This window comes from Paenibacillus paridis (genome assembly GCF_006345825.1).
GTDB lineage: Bacteria > Bacillota > Bacilli > Paenibacillales > Paenibacillaceae > Pristimantibacillus > Pristimantibacillus paridis.
The window spans coordinates 272,749-291,869 of sequence record NZ_VCIX01000087.1 but is presented as its reverse complement, the minus strand read 5'-3'; the positions used below and the strand labels follow the sequence as shown (position 1 = coordinate 291,869).

Sequence of the window (19,121 nt, the reverse complement as noted above, 5' to 3'; positions counted from 1 at the left end):
AGGTCTATTTTTAGACCTATTTCATCTATCGAATCTATCTAATCTATTTCATCCATTCCTGCTATTATTGCTAACTTTACGAGACAAGTGATGGCCATGGAAATTGAACAGCAGACTAACAGAAGCTGGACAAAGGGTTGAGATAACAGAAGAAACGCCGGATGTATGAACGCAACCGACCGATTTACTTACATCCTGTACAGCAGATGCAGTGACCGAAATCGAGGTGTTGACTCGTAGAAACCCTCTAACGGTGAACACTTACATCCAATCTGATCAATGCAAGGGTAGATTAGCTTGGTGATAGGTGTTTCTACAGGCGCTCCTGAACGGTTGACTCTCGAGCAGACGATGCTATCGAAGCTTTCATATGAAGTTAGTTTCCGCCAAGCACCATTGGACGATGGCTCTGACTGTGGCTTATGTCACGCGTGATATTGAACAAAGCTGCACCATCACGAGTGCGGCCAATGGCTTCACCGGTTGGATCTCTGGTATATCTGAACGATGAATACGCTTGAAGCTGCCGTTGAGAGCAAGCAACCGAAGTTTGTGCGCAAACGCGTCCCCCGCTAAAAAGATTATTGAACAATGTGATCCACCAACTGCTGTTTGAAGACGGGAGTATAATTAACGGTTATTTATGGAGGAAATCCCTAAGTATAAATAGCTATCATTGGTCGACAGTGCGTCCATATTGAATCCGGATTTCAAAAACTCATTAAGTCGAAAATCATAAGTTGAACTCATATAGAAACAGAAAAACGGCTCCCCTCAAGAATGCCTAGTTGAGGGGGGCCGTTAACGGAAGCAGAGCACACTGCTGCTGACTGGCCGTTAGAAAATAGAAACATGCTGGTGGCATGCCTCTGGGATCAGATTGGTGTAGCGGGTAACGTCAATTCGGTTGCCGTTCTCGAACAGCAAAGCCAGCTCATGTGACGAATATTCTTGCTTGTTCACCGCTCGGTTAGCGTACACGTTCTGCACCAAATTAAGCGGATTGCAAAAGGCGAGGGAAGCTTCGTTGCAGGCGAGGTAATGACGTTCAGCCGCAATCCCGCGTGCGTTGCCAGCCATGATTCCCTCAAACGTATTGGGATTGGAGAAGTCGAGTTGCTGCAGATGAGGGAGAAGATCGTCCGTGCGGTAAACCGAGCTGGAAACCTCGAGCGGATAACCAAATTCATGCTGTGCCGCCGTCCAATCGAATTTGCAGTAGCCGTATTCAATGGATTGATAGGCTGGAATTGCTTGAGGCGCGTCCATCGTGTAGCAGTACCGAATATTCGGTCCAAGCCTTAAGGAGAAGCCCAGCAGGTCTCCGTGCGCCGCCAGCGTATTCATGACGGACTGCAAGGTGAAGTCGCGAACGAACAGGCAGTCATCTACGATAAACATAACGTAATGGGAATTTTCAATCGCAGCCAAAATCTGTTGCCTAAACTGCTCTTCCCTAATAAATTGAACCTGCGGAAAGCTCGCTTTGAGCCGGTCATATTGGGCTTCGTAAAAAGCGTTCGAGGTTGTATACAGCACTTTGATCTGAGCAGCGGAAATATCTAGCGCATGCAGATAGAGTGAGCGGAGCGCCGCATCCAGCTGCAAGGCGCGGTCCTTGCTGAACAGAATGCCAACGAGCGGTACTTTTGCCGTCAAGGCACTCACCTCCGGTTCGTTTTGCGGCAGGGCTGCGGTCAGCTCCGGCTGCGCGAGCGGTACTGCAGCTCTGGCGAAGAAGCCGCGTTTTCCTGTTCTTCTGCCTCGGAATAGCCGCTTGGATGTACGCAGGCCCCGCTTCCGAAGCCGCGATGTTCTCCGGTTTATCCGATGCGATGCTTTTTTGGGCTTGACGCGTTTATTTGAGCCTGAAATGCGCTTGGCTGCTGATCGAGACAAGAGTACACCTCCATAGAATGACACATGTGTTTCTTATATTCTATGTGAGTTCCCTTCAGTGGTAAGGGCAATTGATAGGTTTATTTCAAAAAAATTCGTATATTTTGTTTCCAAATCTCATAGTTGGCCACCTCTACAGGAGAAACCGTACTCTCCCATAATAAAGAATCAGCAGCCGCCAGTAGCTCTTCAAAAGAGAGATCGCGCGTTTTTTTTGCTTTCACTTCTACATTGGACAGATAAGGCTCATGCGTCCATGAATAGGATACGATGCTCAGCATTTCAAAGCCCAGCATTTCAAGCGTTTTCTTGAAACGCTCGGGAAACCAATGGTCAACATGATAAGCCCAATCTGCCGCTTGATCGCCTGCAAGATGTCTGGCGATGCTCATTTTGACATCGAAGGAGGCAGTCGTAGCGAGGGTATAGGCGCTTCCCATAAGATCCGGCGTTTCGATATGAAGCACGCCGCCAACCCTAAGCCATTGCTGCCACCGGATCAGCAAACCTAGCGCAGTCACGCGGTTAAAGTGCTCAAATACATGATGAAGCCTAATTTCATCAATGGCTTGGACAGGAAAGCGAAGCTCCAGAACATCAGCAAGCACATCGGCCTTAATGTTCATCACGTTGTGGTGCTCGGGCGGGTAATCCAAATTGATGTAGCCTTGAAAATATTGCTCGCCGCAGCCTAAATGAAGGCGGATTTCCCCGCCGCTGCGAGCGAGATTGTTGGCGTAGAGAAAAGGAATCGTCTCTTCTGCGAGCTTTGGCAAATACAAACCCTTCTCCGTTTGCTCTATGCCGGAAGCGGATACCTTGGATGCATGCATCTCTGAAAGCGGCCCGCTGTTGCCGTAAGGCAAGGAGGAGGTTAAATAATAACCCTTGCCGGCCGCATACAGCGAGGCAGCTATTTGCCATTGATCGGCTAGTGCAGCGGCATCTCTGTTAGGAAATGCTCTTAGAAGGCGAAGGAGATCGTCCGTGCGATACACCGATTGCAGCAAAGGCAAAGCCGGATTCTCCTTCTGAAGTGCGCCTGCCCAGCGTATCTTCTGCTCTGTGCCGCCGCCTGGTAGGCCTGCCGGGCTCTCCGGCTGCAAAGAGAAGCATAGAGCGTCAATATGCTTCTCAAGTTGACGGTTAGTATGAGCAATCGAGAACGGGCTAATAAATCGAAGCTCTTCAGCAGAGAACAGAACATAGCTGTAGCGGGATAACAAGTCGAGGAGCTGATCGTTGAATGCCAAAGCCTGCGTATAATGCACCAGTCCATGCTGCTCATGGAGCTGTTCATAGGGCATATGCTGAGCCGGCTCGGCTGCGTCGTAAATCACATGGACATCCATTTGAGCGGCATCCAGTCCGTGCAGCGCAGTGGAGTTCAGCAAGGCAGCCAGCTGCGCAGCTTGGCCTTTTCCGAAAATGAGAAATACCGTGGAATTTTTTTGGACCATAAATCACATCTCCATTCCTTATAGAAAGCTGTACGCCATATTTATCCTATTCTATTAATCTAGCAATGGATCGCCCGATTGCCGCGGCAGGATCAATCTCTATTAAATTTTTGCACTCTAGGTATTCATCAGAACAACAAACCGGGGCATGCATAAATATAGTAAGATGACAAACTCCATCTACGAGAAGAGAGGAAGGTTCTATGAGCAGTCTGGGCAAGGATACGAAAGTAGTCATATTAGCAGGGGGATTCGGTACGCGCATCAGCGAGGAGTCGCTCACAAGGCCGAAACCGATGATTGACATTGGCGACAAGCCGATCCTATGGCATATCATGAAAACTTATGCATTTTACGGCTATACGGATTTTATTATTTGTTTGGGATATAAGGGTTATTTCATTAAGGAATATTTTTATCATTATTTTTTGCACCATTCCGACGTGACCTTTGACTTGTCGAACAGCAGCGAGATGACGATTCACGAATCCAAGATCGAGCCTTGGAAAATCACGCTGGTGGATACGGGCAAAGAATCGATGACGGGCGGAAGGCTGAAGAGGGTTCAGCCCTATTTGGGCAACAAAACGTTTATGCTTACGTACGGGGACGGCGTTTCGGATGTAGATATCGGCAAGCTGGCCGAGTTCCATCAGTCGCACGGCAAGCTGGCTACCGTGACCGCAACGCAGCCCAGCGGGCGGTTCGGTGCTCTTGACCTGAATGAGAATCGCCAGGTGATCGACTTTATGGAGAAGCCTAAAGGGGACGGGAACTGGATCAATTCGGGTTTCTTCATTATGGAGCCGAAGCTGCTCGACTACATTGAAGGGGATCAGACCAATCTGGAAACGGATTGTTTGCAAAAAATCGCGAAGGACGGCGAGCTTATGGCCTATAAGCATGCGGGCTTCTTTCAGCCGATGGATACGCTCAGAGACAAGACCGTATTGGATGAATTATGGAAATCAGGTAAAGCGCCATGGAAAAAATAAGGGAGTGTCGGTAATGAATGAGAGCTTTTGGCAGAGCAAAAAGGTGTTTATTACCGGACATACGGGCTTCAAGGGCAGCTGGCTATGCCTATGGCTGAGCACGATGGGCGCAGCAGTAACCGGTTATGCGCTTGAACCGCAAACCGAGCCAAGCTTATATGAGCTTTGTGGCATCGACAGCTTGGTAAACTCTGTAATTGGCGATATTCGGGATAAAGCGAGGTTAAGCGAGGCTTTATCCGCGGCAGAGCCGGATATTGTCATTCATATGGCTGCCCAAGCGCTAATTAAGCCTTCCTATGCCGACCCCGCGCACACCTTTGATGTTAACGTCATGGGCACGGTTAATCTGCTTGAAGCCGTAAGACTGGCTGTAGAAAGCGGCATCCACATTAAGGCGGTCATTAATGTAACGACAGATAAATGTTATGAGAACAAGGAATGGGCTTGGGGCTACAGGGAGAATGACCCGTTAGGCGGCTATGACCCGTATTCGAACAGCAAAGCCTGCTCGGAGCTCGTCACCGCAGCTTACCGCAGCTCTTTTTTTAACGCCAAATCGTTTCGAAAGCACGGCGTCGCTTTGGCGACGGCGAGAGCAGGCAACGTCATCGGCGGCGGAGACTGGGCGCAGGACCGCTTAGTACCGGACACCGTGCGGGCCTTTATGAACGCAAGCGAGGTTATGATTCGCAATCCTCACGCGATTCGTCCGTGGCAGCATGTGCTTGAGCCGCTCAGCGGATACTTGCTGCTAGCACAGAAGCTGGTGGAAGAAGGAATGGCTTTCGCCGAAAGCTGGAACTTCGGGCCGTTTGATCAAGATGCGAAGCCCGTCGGCTGGATCGTGGAGCAGCTATGCAAGAAATGGGGGGATGGCGCAGCATACAGCATCGATTTCAGCTCCTTTGCCCACGAGGCCCATTATCTTAAGCTGGATTGCTCCAAAGCTCAGCAGCTGCTCGGCTGGAAGCCGCGATGGAACCTGAATCAAGCACTGGATAAGGTGATCGAATGGACGCTCGCCTATCAGAAGAAGGAGAAGATGAGGCAGGTTTGCTTGAGCCAGCTGAACGAATATAGCATGACTACAGGCTGAGGTGAATGGCGGATGAAAGAGAAGCATTCTGTCAAAAGCCGTAACGCTCTCGTGACGGGAGCGACAGGCTATATTGGTTCAATGGTCGTTAAGCGGCTGCTCGCAGAGGGATGGAACGTTCACGTCATTGCTAGGGAGAAGTCGAGTCTTGCCCTCCTGCCGGTTCGAGCAGCAAACTTGACGATTCACAGGCATGAAGGTACCACGGCAAGCCTATTCGCAATCGTGCAGCAGGCGGAGCCGGAGCTTGTGTTTCATTTGGCCTCCCTTGCGACGGCTACCTATGTGCCGGAACAAATTGCACCCATGCTGCACAGCAATATCGTGTTTGGGACACAGCTTCTGGAAGCGATGGCGGCCCACCGGGTATACCAATTGATTAATACAGGCACATTCTCGCAGCATTACGGAAATCAAAGCTACAGTCCAAAATCGTTATACGATGCCTCCAAGCAGGCTTTCAAGGATATTTTAAGCTATTATACCGAGTCAACTCCGCTTCGGGCGATTACATTGGAGCTGTATGACAACTATGGACCAGGCGATCCGAGATCCAAAATTGTCTCCCTGCTGCTAAAAGCAGCGAAGGAACAGCATCCGCTTGCCATGTCTCCAGGCGAGCAGCTGATTGAACTCGTCCACATCGATGATGTAGTGGAGGCTTATGTGCTGGCTGCCCATCGCTTGCTTAATTATGATTCCGTAAAGGATGAGACTTATGCCGTTTCATCTGGAAAGCCGGTCAGCCTAAAGAAACTAGCTGCTCTTATTGAAAGAATAGTTGGACTGCCGCTGCAGATTGATTGGGGAGGAAGGCCCTATCACCCTCGTGAAATTATGGTTCCCTGGAATAAGGGCAGGCAACTGCCAAATTGGAAGCCAACCATAACCTTGGAGGAGGGAATAAGGAGGCTAATGGATGAATAAGGTCGCATTTACGGATTGTGTCGATCTCCCTTTTCACCCGAAGGTATATATTAAGGACAAAATGAAATGGGGCGGTCATTTTTAGTTAAGAAATTAAAAGGGGTGACGAACATGAAAATCTTGTTTGGGTATGAAGCAGCTGCGGATGACAAACCGGAGCATACTTCCGGCCCCTTTGACGGAGCGCTTTATGAAATTCTGCTTCAACTGGGCAGCGTAACAGTCAGCGACGGCTCCGAGCACGAACGCAGCAAGCTGAAGGGCCTCGACTATGATTGGTTTGTCGGAACTGCGGGGTGCTTTGCCGCCTTAAACGGGATTTGCCGCTTTGCGAAGAGCCTTCTGCTGACGGTTGGGAGGCATCCCGCCGAGACGATGCAGAGCATGCTCACGCTGAAGGCTGGACACGGGTTGCCCGATGAAGCATTCCAACCGTCCGATATCGGTGATACGGATATGCTGAACCGGTCTATGAAGGTTGCAGATTATATTATTGGCGCAGGCAATATGGAAACATATAGCTCTTATATCCGGCACGGCGTACCGAAACGGAAGCTCAGGACCTTGCTTGATGGACGGAGCCATCGACCCGCGCCTCAAGACGTACAATCCCGTTGGCGCAAAGACACAGGGCATACAAGGATTTTTACATTTATGGCTTCTGAGATCGGCTTTAGCAGCGGGTTTGACGCCGTGTTTCTATTATTCTCTGAATCAATCATCGCAAATGAAAATATACAGCTGCATATAGCAGGCAAGCCGGCCAATGCTTTTTTTGCCGGCCGCATTGCGCAATTGCAGTCAACGATGGGAGGCAAGCTGTTCTTTCATGGCGGGCAGCTAGATATAGCGCAGCGGGCGGAGCTGCTGGCTCGGAGCGATTTTATCTTATATCCCACGTTAGGCAAACATGAACCGCTGCTTCTTGAGGCGATCAGCCATGGCGTTATACCGATGCTGAGCCGTCATGCGGGCCTCGACTTCTCTCCGCTTGGCTTGTTTGACCCCGTCGACCATTCACAACAGAAGCAGCTGCTGCTTCAAACCCAGCAATTATCCGACTCCGATATCGTTGCGTTGAAGAGAAAGACGCTCGATTATTTCGAAGAGTATCATTTGTTCTACCAATTGGGGCTTGAAAGCACTGTGACGGATGTAATGAACGGAAGCTTATACCCTAAAATCAGTATAATTCTCCCCGTCTTTAATAAGGAAGCGACCATCGTTTCCTTGCTTTCCGAGCTGCATTTGGCCGTCAATGAATACGGGAATGCTGAGCTTCGGATTCTATTTGACGGGTGCAGTGACCGCAGCGAGCAAGAGGTCAGAGGTTACTTCGGAAGCATTAAACCGGACTATAGCATTGCGTATGAGACGACGCCTAATCTATTCGAAACGCGATCAAACAATATCGGCTTAAAAAAGGCAACCGGCGCTTACTGCGTAATCGTGCAGGACGATAATTACGTGCATGATCGCGATCTTTTTTTCGAAGCTGTGCAATTTTTGGAGAAAAACCGGAAATGCGCGATACTTGGCTGTTTGTCCGGCGTTAATTTTTATCCGAGAGGAACGGTTTTGCAGGGGCCAGGCCAAATATCCTGTACGCCTAATGAAGTCTACTGGAGACAGGATGAGCGGGCAGATCCACAATTGGCAGCGCGGGTGTTCGAGGTGGACGCCTGTATGCGCGGACCGCTGATTTTGCGGAAAACATTTCTGGAGCAGTATGGCTACTTGGACGAGGTTTATGCCCCGCTGTACCAAGACGATATGGATTTGTGCTTTCGGGCAAGACACTACGGCTATAAAGCGTATGCCATGCTTGCGGATGTAGAGAATCGTTCCTTGACGATGGCCAACTACAATTCGGACATGAGCCGTATGTTCCAGCATGTCATGGAGAGAAATACGAATATTTTTTACGCGAGATGGACGCCAAGCACAGCCAAGGATTATGCATGGGTTCATCGTACGGGGCGATCGAGATCCTGATGAGAAAGCAGTGATCACTCATGATTTATTTAGTTAGCTTTGCTTCCGCCGCTTATCAGCCTTACCGGGAGCAGCTCAATGCTTCCGCGCTACAGTTCGGCGTTGACCGCGTAATCTCGTATAGTCCCAGCGACCTTGAGGGAACGGTATTCGCCCGTGACCATCAGGAGCTTTTGCAGCATGAGAAGGGGAACGGGCTGTGGCTTTGGAAGCCTTACATTTTATTGGATTCGCTGTCAAAGGCGGAAGAGAATGCGGTCATTCTCTATTCGGATGCCGACAACCGATTTATCAGGCCGATTGGACCGCTTCTCTCCCTTTGCGCGGATCATGACGGTTTTGCTTTTTTCAAGACCATGTCTTATTTGAACAAGTGCTGGACCAAGAGGGACTGTTTCGTCCAGATGCAATGCGATGAGCCAGCTTATTGGAATGCCGAGCAGGTTTGGGCGGGTTTTTTTATTTTTCATAATAATACGCGCAGCCGAAAGCTGCTAGAGGAGTGGCTCTCGTTCTGTGTCGCCAAATCGGTGCTGCTGGATGGGGCAAACATCTGCGGTCTTCCTGATTTTCCGGAATTCATCGAGCATCGCTACGACCAGTCGGTGTTGTCGCTGCTAACTGTAAAATACGGCTTGTCTGTAACGAAGGATTTATTTAATTATTATTTGCTTCCGGATCGAAAAGCGACCCCGGAATGAAAGGAGCAAAACTTATGGTACCGATCATCAGCGTTGTCATCCCTTATCGGGATGAGGGGGGGAATCTTGAGCAAGCCATCGAATCCTGCCTAAACTCCGCCTTTTCGGCATTTGAAATTATCGTGGTCGATTACGGTTTGAAAGACGGCTATGCACAGGAGGTTATCAGACGACTGAATCATACGAATATACGAATGGTAGAACAAGAAGACAAAGGAGTTTCATATGCGAGAAACACGGGAATCCGGGAAGCGAAGGGCGAGTTTATCATTTGCCTAAATGCGGATGACAAGCTTCATCCCGCCTTCATGGGAAAGGCGCTTGAGCAGCTAATGGGCCAATCACAGCTTGGTTTTGCTACTTCAGGCTATCAAACGTTTGGGGCTATTCATTATACCTGGGAGGCACCCCCTTTTCATTTGGGCCATTTGCTGTCGCAAAATATCGTATGCAGCAGCGCTTTGTTTCGCAAACAGGCGTGGCTTGCGGCGGGAGGCTTCAACGAGAGCATGACCGAGGGATACGAGGATTGGGATTTTTGGATCTCGCTCGCAAAGCGAGGGTGGGGCGCTGCCATTGTTGCGGATACGCCTTTATCCTACCGTGTGGCAGGCGGAGCTTCCGATGATTTCAAGCACGACCGGCTAGTGCGGCAGGTGGCAAATAATCATCCGGATCTGTTCAGCGAGCATCGCCTTTACGAGCTTTGGCATGATTGGCTGAAGGATGAATTGCAGGTGAGACGAATGATACGGAATCAACTGGGCACAGAGCTTCGAATGGACCCGTTGGTCAGCATCATTATTCCTTGCTATAACTACGGCCGATACGTAGAGGATGCGGTTAACTCCTGCCTTGGCTCGACCTTCCAAGAATTTGAGATTATTGTCGTAAATAACGGCTCCACCGACCCTTATACGATTGAAGTGCTGAACCGGCTGAAAAAACCAAAGACGAGTGTGATCCATGTACAGACGAATATTGGGCTGCCGCATGGCCGAAATGCAGGGATCAAAGCGGCAAGAGGCAAATATATTTTGCCCCTTGATGCGGACGATAAGCTGCGGCCAACTTTAATCGAAAAAGCGTTTCGCGTGCTGGAAGCCAAGCCGGAACTTGGCTTCGCAACGGTAGGCTTGGAGTATTTCGGCGATACCTCATGGGTTTGGATACCGCCCGTATTCGATTTCAATCGTCTGCTCTCCGAGAATATCGTTTGCGTAACGTCGCTATTCCGCAAACAGGCGTGGCTTGCGGCTGGCGGCTACAACGAGAACATGATTTATGGCTATGAGGATTGGGATTTCTGGATCTCCTTATGCGAGAGCGGGTGGCCTGGCGAAGCGATTCCGGAGGCGCTGCTTCTCTACAGGCGCCATGGGCATTCGTTATCCTATGACGCGGGCCAACGGCATGCTGCCATCGTCCAACAAATTCGGAATAACCATCCCCAATTCTATTAATCTAAGGAGGTAAAAGCATGAGCGATTCCATGGCTGATTTTTATTCTTCCTTCAAGGGTCCGGGCAATTTGTATTTTGATATCGGAGCTAACGTAGGTAACCGCACGCGCGTTTTTTTGGATCTGGGCGTGAATGTCGTTGCTGTTGAGCCGCAGCCGGGCTGTCAGGAGGTGCTGCTGCAGCAATTCAAGGATAGGCCGGGCTTTACGCTCATTCCTTATGCGTTAGGAAGCAGCGAAGGGCAAGCGGAAATGATCGTCAGCGACGCGCATACGATATCGTCCATGAATAAAGAGTGGATTCAGACGATGAGAAACAGCGGACGCTTCGGCCATTATAATTGGTATCAGCCGATTACCGTGCCGGTTATTCGCTTGGACACGCTGATTGCCCAGTATGGGATGCCGGATTTTTGCAAAATCGATGTGGAGGGCTATGAGATGCAGGTTTTTCGCGGATTATCCAAGCCGATCCCTGCCCTGTCCTTTGAGTTCTCGGATGAGGTCATGTCCTCTACGCTGTCGTGCATCCGCTATTTAGAGAGTCTTGGCCGCTACCGCTTCAACCTCTCTCTAGGGGAATCGCTAGCCTTCCATTATGACAGCTGGTGTTCGGCTGAGGAGATGTGCGGGCGAATGGGCAGCCTGAAGGCTGATTTATTATGGGGCGACATTTATGCTGTGCGGCTTTGACCGCAAGAACAGTGAATATGCCCCGCGGCTTTTGTCCAATCCATCCGCAGCTATCGATCATCCTATAATAGAGGATGTATTGAAGGAGGCCGAGTGGTGCCAAAAGTAACGGTATTAATGCCCGTCTATAATGGTGAATTATTTTTGCGAGAAGCGATTGAAAGCATATTAAATCAAAACTTCAATGATTTTGAGCTGCTGCTCATTGACGATGGCTCCATTGACCAAAGCGCGGCTATCATTTCGTCATACGCTGATCCCCGCATTCGTTTTTATAGCAATGGCTCCAACCGGGGGTTGATCTTTACCCTGAACAAAGGGCTTGATCTGGCAGAGGGCGAATATATCGCGAGAATGGATTGCGATGACTTCGCGTTCCCTGACCGACTTGGAAGGCAAGTCGAATTTATGAACCAGTATCCGGAAATTGGGCTCTGCGGCACAGCTATGAAGTATATGCATCAGGATGTGTGGGTGAAGCATCCGACAGACCATGACGATATCAAGGCAGGGCTACTATTCTATTGCGCCTTGAATCACCCGACAGTCATGATGCGCAAATCAGTCGTAAAGAGTTACGCTCTCTATTATGACTATAACTCCCCCCATACGGAGGATTACGAGCTTTGGTCGCGCATGGCTCATTTAACACGCGTGACGAACCTGCCCGATGTCCTGCTCCATTACCGGATTCACGGGGAGCAAGTGGGTGCGAAGCATGGCGAGGAGCAGAGGCTGGTCGGCAGGAAGATCGTTCACAGCCAGCTCATTCGCATGGGACTGCTGCCTACAGATGAAGAGCTCAATCTCCATATGGACGTATGCAACCGGCGGCTGCGGGCAACCGATGAATTTATTCAAAGCGTAAGGGGCTGGTTTGACAAGCTGCGCGCAAAAAATAATGAGTCGAAGCTGTTTACGCCGCAAGGTCTCGAGAACGTGCTGAACACTTATTTTGCAGAGGTGTCCAATTTTTATTTTGCCCATCGTGCAGTAGCCCAGCGGTCAGCCGCGCCTGCTGCGGTTAGGCAAAGAAGAGTGATGAGTGCTCGGGACAAGGGCCGAAGCAGAAGAAAAAGCGGAGTTAAATGGATAACAAAGCACGGAAGAAAGAAAGCAAGGCCGCTTGTGGCAAGGAAGCCTAAAAATGGGTTTGCCCGCAAACCTTTGATGAGATCTGGACTCCGCAAGCCAGCTATCTTAAAGAAGAAAATTAAATAACCGAATGAAAAAGCCTCAGTGAGAGATGACTCCCGCTGAGGCTTTTTGTTGAACCATAAAGATTTAACGTATTTCAAACTTAAAGAAATAGTTAATGATCTTCTCGTAGTAAGCTATTATCGGCAAAAGAGGGTTCCCGCGGCTTAAGCTTTGGCTTGCTGTCCGATATACCATTGCACCGTTTTCTCCAACCCTTCGGGCAAATCGGTTTTGGCCTTAAAGCCGAATAGCTGCTCGGCCTTGGACGTGTCGAGGCATCTGCGAAGCTGACCGTCGGGGCGGCTTGCGTCCCATACAATAGTTCCGTTATAACCGGTTTTCTCGGCAATAAGCTCGGTCAGCGCTTTGATTGAAATCTCTCGGCCAGTGCCGATATTAACGGGCTCCTCGCCATTGAATTGATCGGTAGCCTGCACAATGCCTGCGGCCGCATCCTCGACATATAGAAATTCGCGCGTAGCGATCCCCGTGCCCCAAACTTCAATATGATCCGAGCCCTGCGCTTTGGCTTCTAGACATTTGCGTATCAATGCAGGAATGACATGCGATGTTTCCAAGTCGAAGTTGTCCCGAGGGCCGTAAAGGTTGACCGGAAGCAGGAAAATGGAATTAAACCCGTATTGCTTGCGGTAGGCCTGAGACTGAACGAGCAGCATTTTTTTGGCCAAACCGTAGGGGGCATTGGTTTCTTCCGGGTAGCCGTCCCACAGCTCCTCTTCCCTGAAAGGAACGTTTGCAAATTTGGGATAGGAGCAGATCGTGCCGCAGGCTACGAATTTTTCGACGCCGTGCAGACGGGATGCTTCCGCAAGGTGGATGCCCATGGAGAGATTGTCGTAGAAGAAAGAGCCGGGATTGACGCGGTTTGCCCCGATGCCGCCGACCTTAGCCGCCAAGTGAATGACAATATCGGGATCGGTATCCCGAATGAGGGACAAACAGACCTCCTGCCTCGTTAAATCGTATTGCTTGCTTCTAGGCACAATGATGTCCCCTGCGCCGCTCTTTAGAAGTAGCTCGACCACGTGCGAACCCAAGAACCCCGATCCTCCCGTGACCATAATTGTTTTTCCTCTAATATTGCTCATGATAAGCCTCCGACCTCCTATAGTTTCCTAGTAAGCTGAATATCTATTTCTACTTAACAGATTATGTAGCTAGCGCTCAAAGTGAGCATGCCATTGCCTATTTGTGGCTTGCCGCTTGAGATGCTTCCTCTATGTCCATACCAATTCCGCTGTCGAACATACAATGATAGTAATTGTGATGATAGGGAAGGGGCAGACGAATTGAAGATAGCATTAATAACTGGGGTTACAGGACAAGACGGCGCATACCTTGCTGAATTGCTTTTAGATAAGGGTTATATCGTTCACGGGCTGCAGAGGAGAAGCTCCCTGCCAAATACCGGAAGGATCAATCATTTGATTGACAATGCTGATATCTATGAAAAAACGTTTTTTTTGCATTACGGGGATTTGACAGATTCGCTGAATCTCGTACGCATGATTGAGAGAGTCAGGCCGGATGAAATTTATAATCTAGCAGCGATGAGCCATGTGCATGTCAGCTTCGATACGCCTGAGTATACGGCCAATGCGGATGGCATCGGCACGCTTCGCATTCTAGAAGCAGTCCGGATTCTCGGATTAACCAGCCGTACCAAAATTTATCAAGCATCGACCTCCGAGCTTTATGGGTTGGTTCAGCAAATTCCTCAGCATGAGAAAACACCGTTTTATCCCCGCAGTCCCTATGCCGTTGCCAAGCTTTATGCCTACTGGATAACCGTCAATTACCGTGAAGCTTACGCTATGTTTGCCACGAATGGCATCCTCTTTAACCATGAGAGCCCGCTGCGCGGCGAAACCTTCGTATCCAGGAAGATTACGAAGGCCGTCGCCCGCATTGCGCATGGTCTTCAAGACAAGGTCTACCTCGGAAATCTGAATGCGCAAAGGGACTGGGGGCATGCCAAGGACTATGTGGAAGCGATGTGGCTGATCCTTCAGCAGGAGGAACCGGAGGACTATATCATTGCTACCGGCTCAACGACGGAGGTTAGGGAATTCGTCCGGCTAGCCTTTGCCGAGATTGGCGTGGACATCGCTTTTAAAGGGGAGAAGGAAAACGAAGTAGGGTACGTGAAGGCAAGCCACAATCCGCTGTATGCCTTGCCGATTGGCAAGGAGGTTGTTGCAGTTGATCCGAAATATTATCGCCCTACGGAAGTCGAGCTGCTGCTCGGAAGCCCGGAGAAAGCGAAGGAAAGATTAGGCTGGGTGCCTAAATACGATGTGTATGCCCTTGTGAAGGAAATGGTCAGAGACGACCTTGCGGCAATCAAAGGAGAGAGAGCCTAATGAAAATTATTTTGCTTTCGGGAGGCTCTGGAAAACGACTATGGCCGCTCTCGAACGGCTCTCGGACGAAGCAGTTCCTAAAGGTGCTGAGAGGCGTAGACGGCGAGAAGGAATCGATGGTGCAGCGGGTTTGGCGACAGCTTCAGGAGGCTGGCCTTGCGTCTTCCACTTATATTGCAACATGCTCCTCCCAGGTGGATCTAATCAAAAACCAAATTGGCGACCATGTTCCGCTTATCGTCGAGCCAGAGCGTAGGGACACCTTTCCTGCCATTGCGCTTGTTTCCGCTTATTTGAACTCTATCGCTTGTGCGGATAAAGATGAAATTGTATGTGTCCTGCCAGTAGATCCCTATGTAGACACTGTTTTTTTTGACAAGGTGAAGGAGCTGGAGCGGGTCCTGAACGATACTGGCGCAGAAGTTGCTCTCATTGGCTCAAAGCCAACGTATCCGTCTGGAAAGTACGGCTACATCGTTTCTGATCCGGCGGCGCAGGATGGTTTATCCAACAGCATCGTGATCGATCGGTTCGTGGAGAAACCATCTGAGGATGAGGCTGAGCGTTTAATTGAAGCGGGAGCATTATGGAATTGCGGGATATTTGCCTTCAAGCTTCATTATTTGCTTACGCTTCTGAAAGCTAGATCCTTTCCTGTGACCTATCAGGAGCTTAGCCGCCAGTATGCTCGCCTGCCGAAACGCAGCTTTGACTATGAGGTACTGGAGAAGGCGCAGCAGCTTCGGGCAATCGTTTATGAAAGCGGCTGGAAGGACCTTGGCACATGGAACACCTTAACGGAGGAAATGGATACGAAGCTAATCGGACGGGGACTGATTAGCGAGGACTCGGTCAATACGCATGTACTGAACGAATTAGACATTTTGATTACGGTACTCGGCTTGTCCAATGTCATTGTAGCTGCAGGCCCAAACGGCATTCTTGTAGCGGATAAAGCAGCGAGTCCACGGATTAAAGAATTGATGCAGCCGATCGATGAGAGGCTCATGTATGAGGAGCTTCGGTGGGGCTGGTACCGCATATTGGATTTGTTCAAATTAGATGGGGATAGAGAGACACTTGTCAAAAAGGTCGTCGTTCATACCGGAGAGCAGTACACGCGGGAGTCGAAACCAGGCAGCCGTGTCATCTGGACCGTTCAAGCCGGCAAAGGCGTAGCGATCATTGAAGGCAAGCCGCAAACGATTGCTCCCGGAGACTGTCTGGAAATGGATTCAGGCGTCGCTTCCAGCGCAGCGGCATTAACCGAGCTGACGATTGTGGAAGTTCAAATTGGAAATGCGGGTGGAGTGGCTTATGACCTATAGAAGAAGGATGCTGGTCTTATCCATCATCGATAACATGCTGCTTGTCGGAAGCTGGCTCTATGCTTTCTTCTTAATTTATGACGGGCTGCCGCTTTGGTCGCTGAATGCGGTAGATTATGTGCTTGCCGGCTCGTTTATAGCGATGAGCTATTTCTTTCTGGTTGTTAGTAAATCGTATAAAACCCTGTGGAAGTATGCTGGAATCTTGGAGCTGCTTGGCGTGTTAAAGTCCATTACGCTATCGACTGCGCTTTATGCCGTATTACTCGTTTTCTTTGCGGAAAGCCGTTTCTCAGCTTCCATGCTAATCGTGCTTGCTTTAGCCTCTATGGTACTGCTTGGCGGCATTCGCCTTGCTGCGATGAAGCCGCAGGAGCACAGCCCGGCTTTAAAGCCCTCGAAGAAAAAGGCGTTAATTGTAGGAGCAGGAGCTGCGGGCACGATTGCCGCAAAATACCTACTCCTGCATGATGTTGCGGGATTATCGCCCTTCGGCTTTATCGATGATAATGATAAGAAGCAGAACTACGAGATTTATGGGATTAGGGTACTCGGGAAAACTTCGGATATACCTAGGCTCGTCAGCACACATGGCATTACGGATATCTTGATCGCCATACCGTCGGCAGAAAGCGGGGAGCTGAGCCGGATCACGTCGATCTGCAAGCAAACGCCAGCTGAAGTGAGGATATTGCCCCGCATGCAGGATATGCTGCTCGGCAGGCATGCCGGAGGCAAGGTAAATGAAATCGACGTTAAAGAGCTTCTCGGCAGGGAAATGATTAATGACTCGTTAATTGATGCGCAGAGCTATATAAAAGGTAACATCGTACTGATTACCGGAGCGGGCGGCTCCATAGGCGGCGAACTCGTCAACCAAGTAGCGAAGTGCGCTCCTGAGAGCATTATTTTGCTAGGACACGGCGAGAACAGCATTCATCTGATCGAGGGAATCATGAGAGAGCGATATCCGGCCCTGCGGATCACTAGCGTCATTGCAGACATTCAGAATCCGATTGAGGTGGAGCATGTATTCCATCGTCACCAGCCTTCAATCGTATTCCACGCAGCCGCCCATAAGCATGTTCCCCTCATGGAAAATAATCCGTCCGCAGCGGTGAGGAACAATGTATTTGGCACGATGAATGTCGCGGAGCAAGCGGTGAAAAGCGGCGTTCAGCGCTTTGTCTGCATCTCCACGGACAAAGCGGTCGAACCCGTTAATGTGATGGGGATGACGAAGCGGCTGGCAGAAATGATCGTACAAATGAAGTCTAAGCATAGCGCGACAACGTTCTCTATTGTACGGTTTGGCAATGTATTGGAGAGCAGGGGCAGCGTTATTCCGATCTTTAAGAAGCAAATTGCGGCAGGGGGACCGGTTACGGTGACGCATCCGGAAATGGTCCGCTATTTTATGACGATCCCCGAGGCGGTTCATCTCGTTCTGCAAGCGGGAGCCCTATCCAAGGGCGGAGAAATTTTCGTGCTCGATATGGGCAAGCCGGTCAAAATCGTTGATCTTGCGAAAGCGCTGATCCGCTTTGCGGGTTATGAGCCTGAGAAGGAGATGAAAATCGTGTTCACGGGCATGCGTCCAGGCGAAAAGCTGTCTGAATCGTTATTTTATGAAAAGGAGAAAATTTTGCCAAGCCAGCACCCCCGGATCTTTATCGCTTCCCCAAGAAAGATTGATGAAGGCCAGCTGCAAGCAGATATCCAGAAGCTCAAGGATGCGCTTATTCAAGAGCCGGACCATGTGAAGGAAATACTCGGAAGCCTTCTCAGGAAATATGGCTCTGACCGTGATGAGTCTGGCGATGCTTTGTGAAGGCAGGGATTGATGAATGCGTACAGAAAGCAAAAGAAAGCAACCGGCTGTCGATTGCCATTATCGGATCAACGGCGAAGCATGACAATCCTCCGTTTCTACGCGGCCCCGCGAGGGAATCCGAACGGTTTGTCGCTTGCTATTATATCGTCGGCGAGCAAAAATATGTGCAAGAGATCTGTGCATACGCAGACGGGAAAGTAGACTATATTTTTATTGACGCAGAAGCAAAAACGAAGGAAGCCGGCGATTTTGTCGCAGTCGCCAGAAGCAGCGTATTCCTCAGTGGCATCAAAACCTATAAAGGGAACGATATTACGGCGCTGGCGTGCGACCTTCTAATTCATGAGCTTGCTCCGACATTGGCGGGAAGAAAAGTGTCGATCGTTGGGGCGGGGAATCTGGGCTCGAAGCTGGCGCTCACGTTTGCGGAGAGGGGCGCTTACGTGTTTATCAGCCGAAGAGACGATAAAGGAGAACTTATTGCGCAGGCGCTAAATGCAATCATGCCCAGGCATACCCAGGGCCGGGTCTACAATGAACCGGACCTGTCTTTATGCGTGAAGGAAGCACAGGTTCTGGTAGGATTTACGCAAGGGTTCCCTGTCATAGGGGAGGCAGAAGTGCGTTCGCTGGCTAATCAGGCGGTTATCGTGGATGGCGGAATCGGGACGGTCAAGGAGGATGGCATTGCCGCGGCAAGGCAAATAGGACTGACCGTTATCCGGCTCGATGTCCGGCTTGCGTTCTCTTATGTGATCGATGCGATTCTGAATACGGAGCACTTTATCAAGCACGTTGCGGGAACCGCATGCATCGCAGGCCGAAACTACGTCGCGGGAGGCGTCATTGGCAAGCAAGGGGATATCGTCGTTGCCGATATAAGAAATCTCTCGGAAATCGTCGGCATTGCTGACGGGAAGGGAGGACTCAGACCCTTCGTTTAAATGAATAGTCTTCCATTTCTACGAGAAACGGATACCCTCCTCTGGCATAGGACGGCGAAGCCGTTTCTTCTTGTGTTCAGGAGCGTATTTTGGCATTCTTCCAAAAGCGGTGTAAAAATGTTTTTTTCATTGACCATCCGTTTATTTTCACATAGAGTTAAGTTAGAGAATGCAATGAAATCGGCAATTTTATTCGAATA

General features: G+C 49.9%; 15 protein-coding genes. 12 read left to right on the top strand and 3 right to left on the bottom strand.

The annotated features are described in order from the left end of the window. Positions 1-837: 837 nt before the first annotated feature. Entirely contained in the window at positions 838-1,899 is a 1,062-nt protein-coding gene (locus FJQ58_RS16710) for a hypothetical protein (RefSeq protein WP_139995409.1), read from the bottom strand. Between the two features lie 80 nt (positions 1,900-1,979). After that, on the bottom strand, positions 1,980-3,359 hold the full coding sequence (locus FJQ58_RS16705) for a class I SAM-dependent methyltransferase (protein WP_139995407.1): 1,380 nt from the start codon (positions 3,357-3,359) through the stop codon (positions 1,980-1,982). Positions 3,360-3,562: 203 nt separating this feature from the next. Between FJQ58_RS16705 and rfbF the strand changes: the two genes are divergently transcribed. From rfbF to FJQ58_RS16665, 8 genes are all read left to right on the top strand, one after another. Beyond that, positions 3,563-4,354 (top strand): glucose-1-phosphate cytidylyltransferase, encoded by a 792-nt coding sequence (rfbF, locus tag FJQ58_RS16700; RefSeq protein ID WP_139995406.1) that lies wholly within the window; start codon positions 3,563-3,565, stop codon positions 4,352-4,354. 13 nt (positions 4,355-4,367) lie between these two features. After that, positions 4,368-5,453 (top strand): CDP-glucose 4,6-dehydratase, encoded by a 1,086-nt coding sequence (rfbG, locus tag FJQ58_RS16695; RefSeq protein ID WP_139995404.1) that lies wholly within the window; start codon positions 4,368-4,370, stop codon positions 5,451-5,453. Between the two features lie 12 nt (positions 5,454-5,465). Further along, positions 5,466-6,380, top strand: coding sequence for an NAD-dependent epimerase/dehydratase family protein (locus FJQ58_RS16690; protein WP_139995402.1), 915 nt, complete (start codon positions 5,466-5,468; stop codon positions 6,378-6,380). 111 nt (positions 6,381-6,491) lie between these two features. Continuing rightward, positions 6,492-8,375: a glycosyltransferase gene (locus FJQ58_RS16685; RefSeq protein WP_162341523.1), complete on the top strand. Its 1,884-nt coding sequence runs from the start codon at positions 6,492-6,494 to the stop codon at positions 8,373-8,375. A gap of 20 nt (positions 8,376-8,395) precedes the next feature. Beyond that, the gene (locus tag FJQ58_RS16680) at positions 8,396-9,076 is read left to right on the top strand and encodes a hypothetical protein (protein ID WP_139995398.1); all 681 of its coding nucleotides are present in this window, start codon (positions 8,396-8,398) and stop codon (positions 9,074-9,076) included. Between the two features lie 14 nt (positions 9,077-9,090). Then, positions 9,091-10,539, top strand: coding sequence for a glycosyltransferase family 2 protein (locus tag FJQ58_RS16675; RefSeq protein WP_162341521.1), 1,449 nt, complete (start codon positions 9,091-9,093; stop codon positions 10,537-10,539). Between the two features lie 17 nt (positions 10,540-10,556). Then, the gene (locus tag FJQ58_RS16670; RefSeq protein WP_139995394.1) at positions 10,557-11,231 is read left to right on the top strand and encodes an FkbM family methyltransferase; all 675 of its coding nucleotides are present in this window, start codon (positions 10,557-10,559) and stop codon (positions 11,229-11,231) included. Positions 11,232-11,327: 96 nt separating this feature from the next. Further along, positions 11,328-12,452, top strand: a complete 1,125-nt coding sequence (locus FJQ58_RS16665) for a glycosyltransferase family 2 protein (RefSeq protein WP_139995392.1) — start codon at positions 11,328-11,330, stop codon at positions 12,450-12,452. A 143-nt stretch (positions 12,453-12,595) separates the two neighbouring features. Here FJQ58_RS16665 and FJQ58_RS16660 read toward each other — a convergent pair whose 3' ends face one another. Then, a complete protein-coding gene (locus tag FJQ58_RS16660) occupies positions 12,596-13,540 on the bottom strand; it encodes a GDP-L-fucose synthase family protein (RefSeq protein WP_139995390.1) in 945 nt (314 codons plus the stop codon). A 201-nt stretch (positions 13,541-13,741) separates the two neighbouring features. Between FJQ58_RS16660 and gmd the strand changes: the two genes are divergently transcribed. The 4 genes from gmd to FJQ58_RS16640 are packed head-to-tail and all read left to right on the top strand — an operon-like array spanning position 13,742 to position 18,921. After that, positions 13,742-14,815: a GDP-mannose 4,6-dehydratase gene (gmd, locus tag FJQ58_RS16655; protein WP_139995388.1), complete on the top strand. Its 1,074-nt coding sequence runs from the start codon at positions 13,742-13,744 to the stop codon at positions 14,813-14,815. Beyond that, positions 14,815-16,143: a sugar phosphate nucleotidyltransferase gene (locus FJQ58_RS16650; RefSeq protein ID WP_139995386.1), complete on the top strand. Its 1,329-nt coding sequence runs from the start codon at positions 14,815-14,817 to the stop codon at positions 16,141-16,143. The genes gmd and FJQ58_RS16650 overlap by 1 nt, the downstream gene beginning before the upstream one ends. Beyond that, positions 16,133-17,974 carry a polysaccharide biosynthesis protein gene (locus FJQ58_RS16645; RefSeq protein ID WP_162341520.1) on the top strand — a complete coding sequence of 614 codons (1,842 nt, stop codon included), beginning with the start codon at positions 16,133-16,135 and terminating at the stop codon, positions 17,972-17,974. Before FJQ58_RS16650 ends, FJQ58_RS16645 begins: the two co-directional genes overlap by 11 nt. Continuing rightward, positions 17,971-18,921, top strand: coding sequence for a hypothetical protein (locus FJQ58_RS16640; RefSeq protein ID WP_139995382.1), 951 nt, complete (start codon positions 17,971-17,973; stop codon positions 18,919-18,921). Before FJQ58_RS16645 ends, FJQ58_RS16640 begins: the two co-directional genes overlap by 4 nt. Positions 18,922-19,121: the final 200 nt, after the last annotated feature.

Bases quoted from the DNA above. Each gene is read 5' to 3' on its own strand.
- FJQ58_RS16705 (WP_139995407.1), bottom strand. From the start codon at position 3,359: ATGGTCCAAAAAAATTCCACGGTATTTCTCATTTTCGGAAAAGGCCAA.
- rfbF (WP_139995406.1), top strand. From the start codon at position 3,563: ATGAGCAGTCTGGGCAAGGATACGAAAGTAGTCATATTAGCAGGGGGA.
- rfbG (WP_139995404.1), top strand. From the start codon at position 4,368: ATGAATGAGAGCTTTTGGCAGAGCAAAAAGGTGTTTATTACCGGACAT.
- FJQ58_RS16690 (WP_139995402.1), top strand. From the start codon at position 5,466: ATGAAAGAGAAGCATTCTGTCAAAAGCCGTAACGCTCTCGTGACGGGA.
- FJQ58_RS16685 (WP_162341523.1), top strand. From the start codon at position 6,492: ATGAAAATCTTGTTTGGGTATGAAGCAGCTGCGGATGACAAACCGGAG.
- FJQ58_RS16680 (WP_139995398.1), top strand. From the start codon at position 8,396: ATGATTTATTTAGTTAGCTTTGCTTCCGCCGCTTATCAGCCTTACCGG.
- FJQ58_RS16675 (WP_162341521.1), top strand. From the start codon at position 9,091: ATGGTACCGATCATCAGCGTTGTCATCCCTTATCGGGATGAGGGGGGG.
- FJQ58_RS16670 (WP_139995394.1), top strand. From the start codon at position 10,557: ATGAGCGATTCCATGGCTGATTTTTATTCTTCCTTCAAGGGTCCGGGC.
- FJQ58_RS16660 (WP_139995390.1), bottom strand. From the start codon at position 13,540: ATGAGCAATATTAGAGGAAAAACAATTATGGTCACGGGAGGATCGGGG.
- FJQ58_RS16650 (WP_139995386.1), top strand. From the start codon at position 14,815: ATGAAAATTATTTTGCTTTCGGGAGGCTCTGGAAAACGACTATGGCCG.
- FJQ58_RS16645 (WP_162341520.1), top strand. From the start codon at position 16,133: ATGACCTATAGAAGAAGGATGCTGGTCTTATCCATCATCGATAACATG.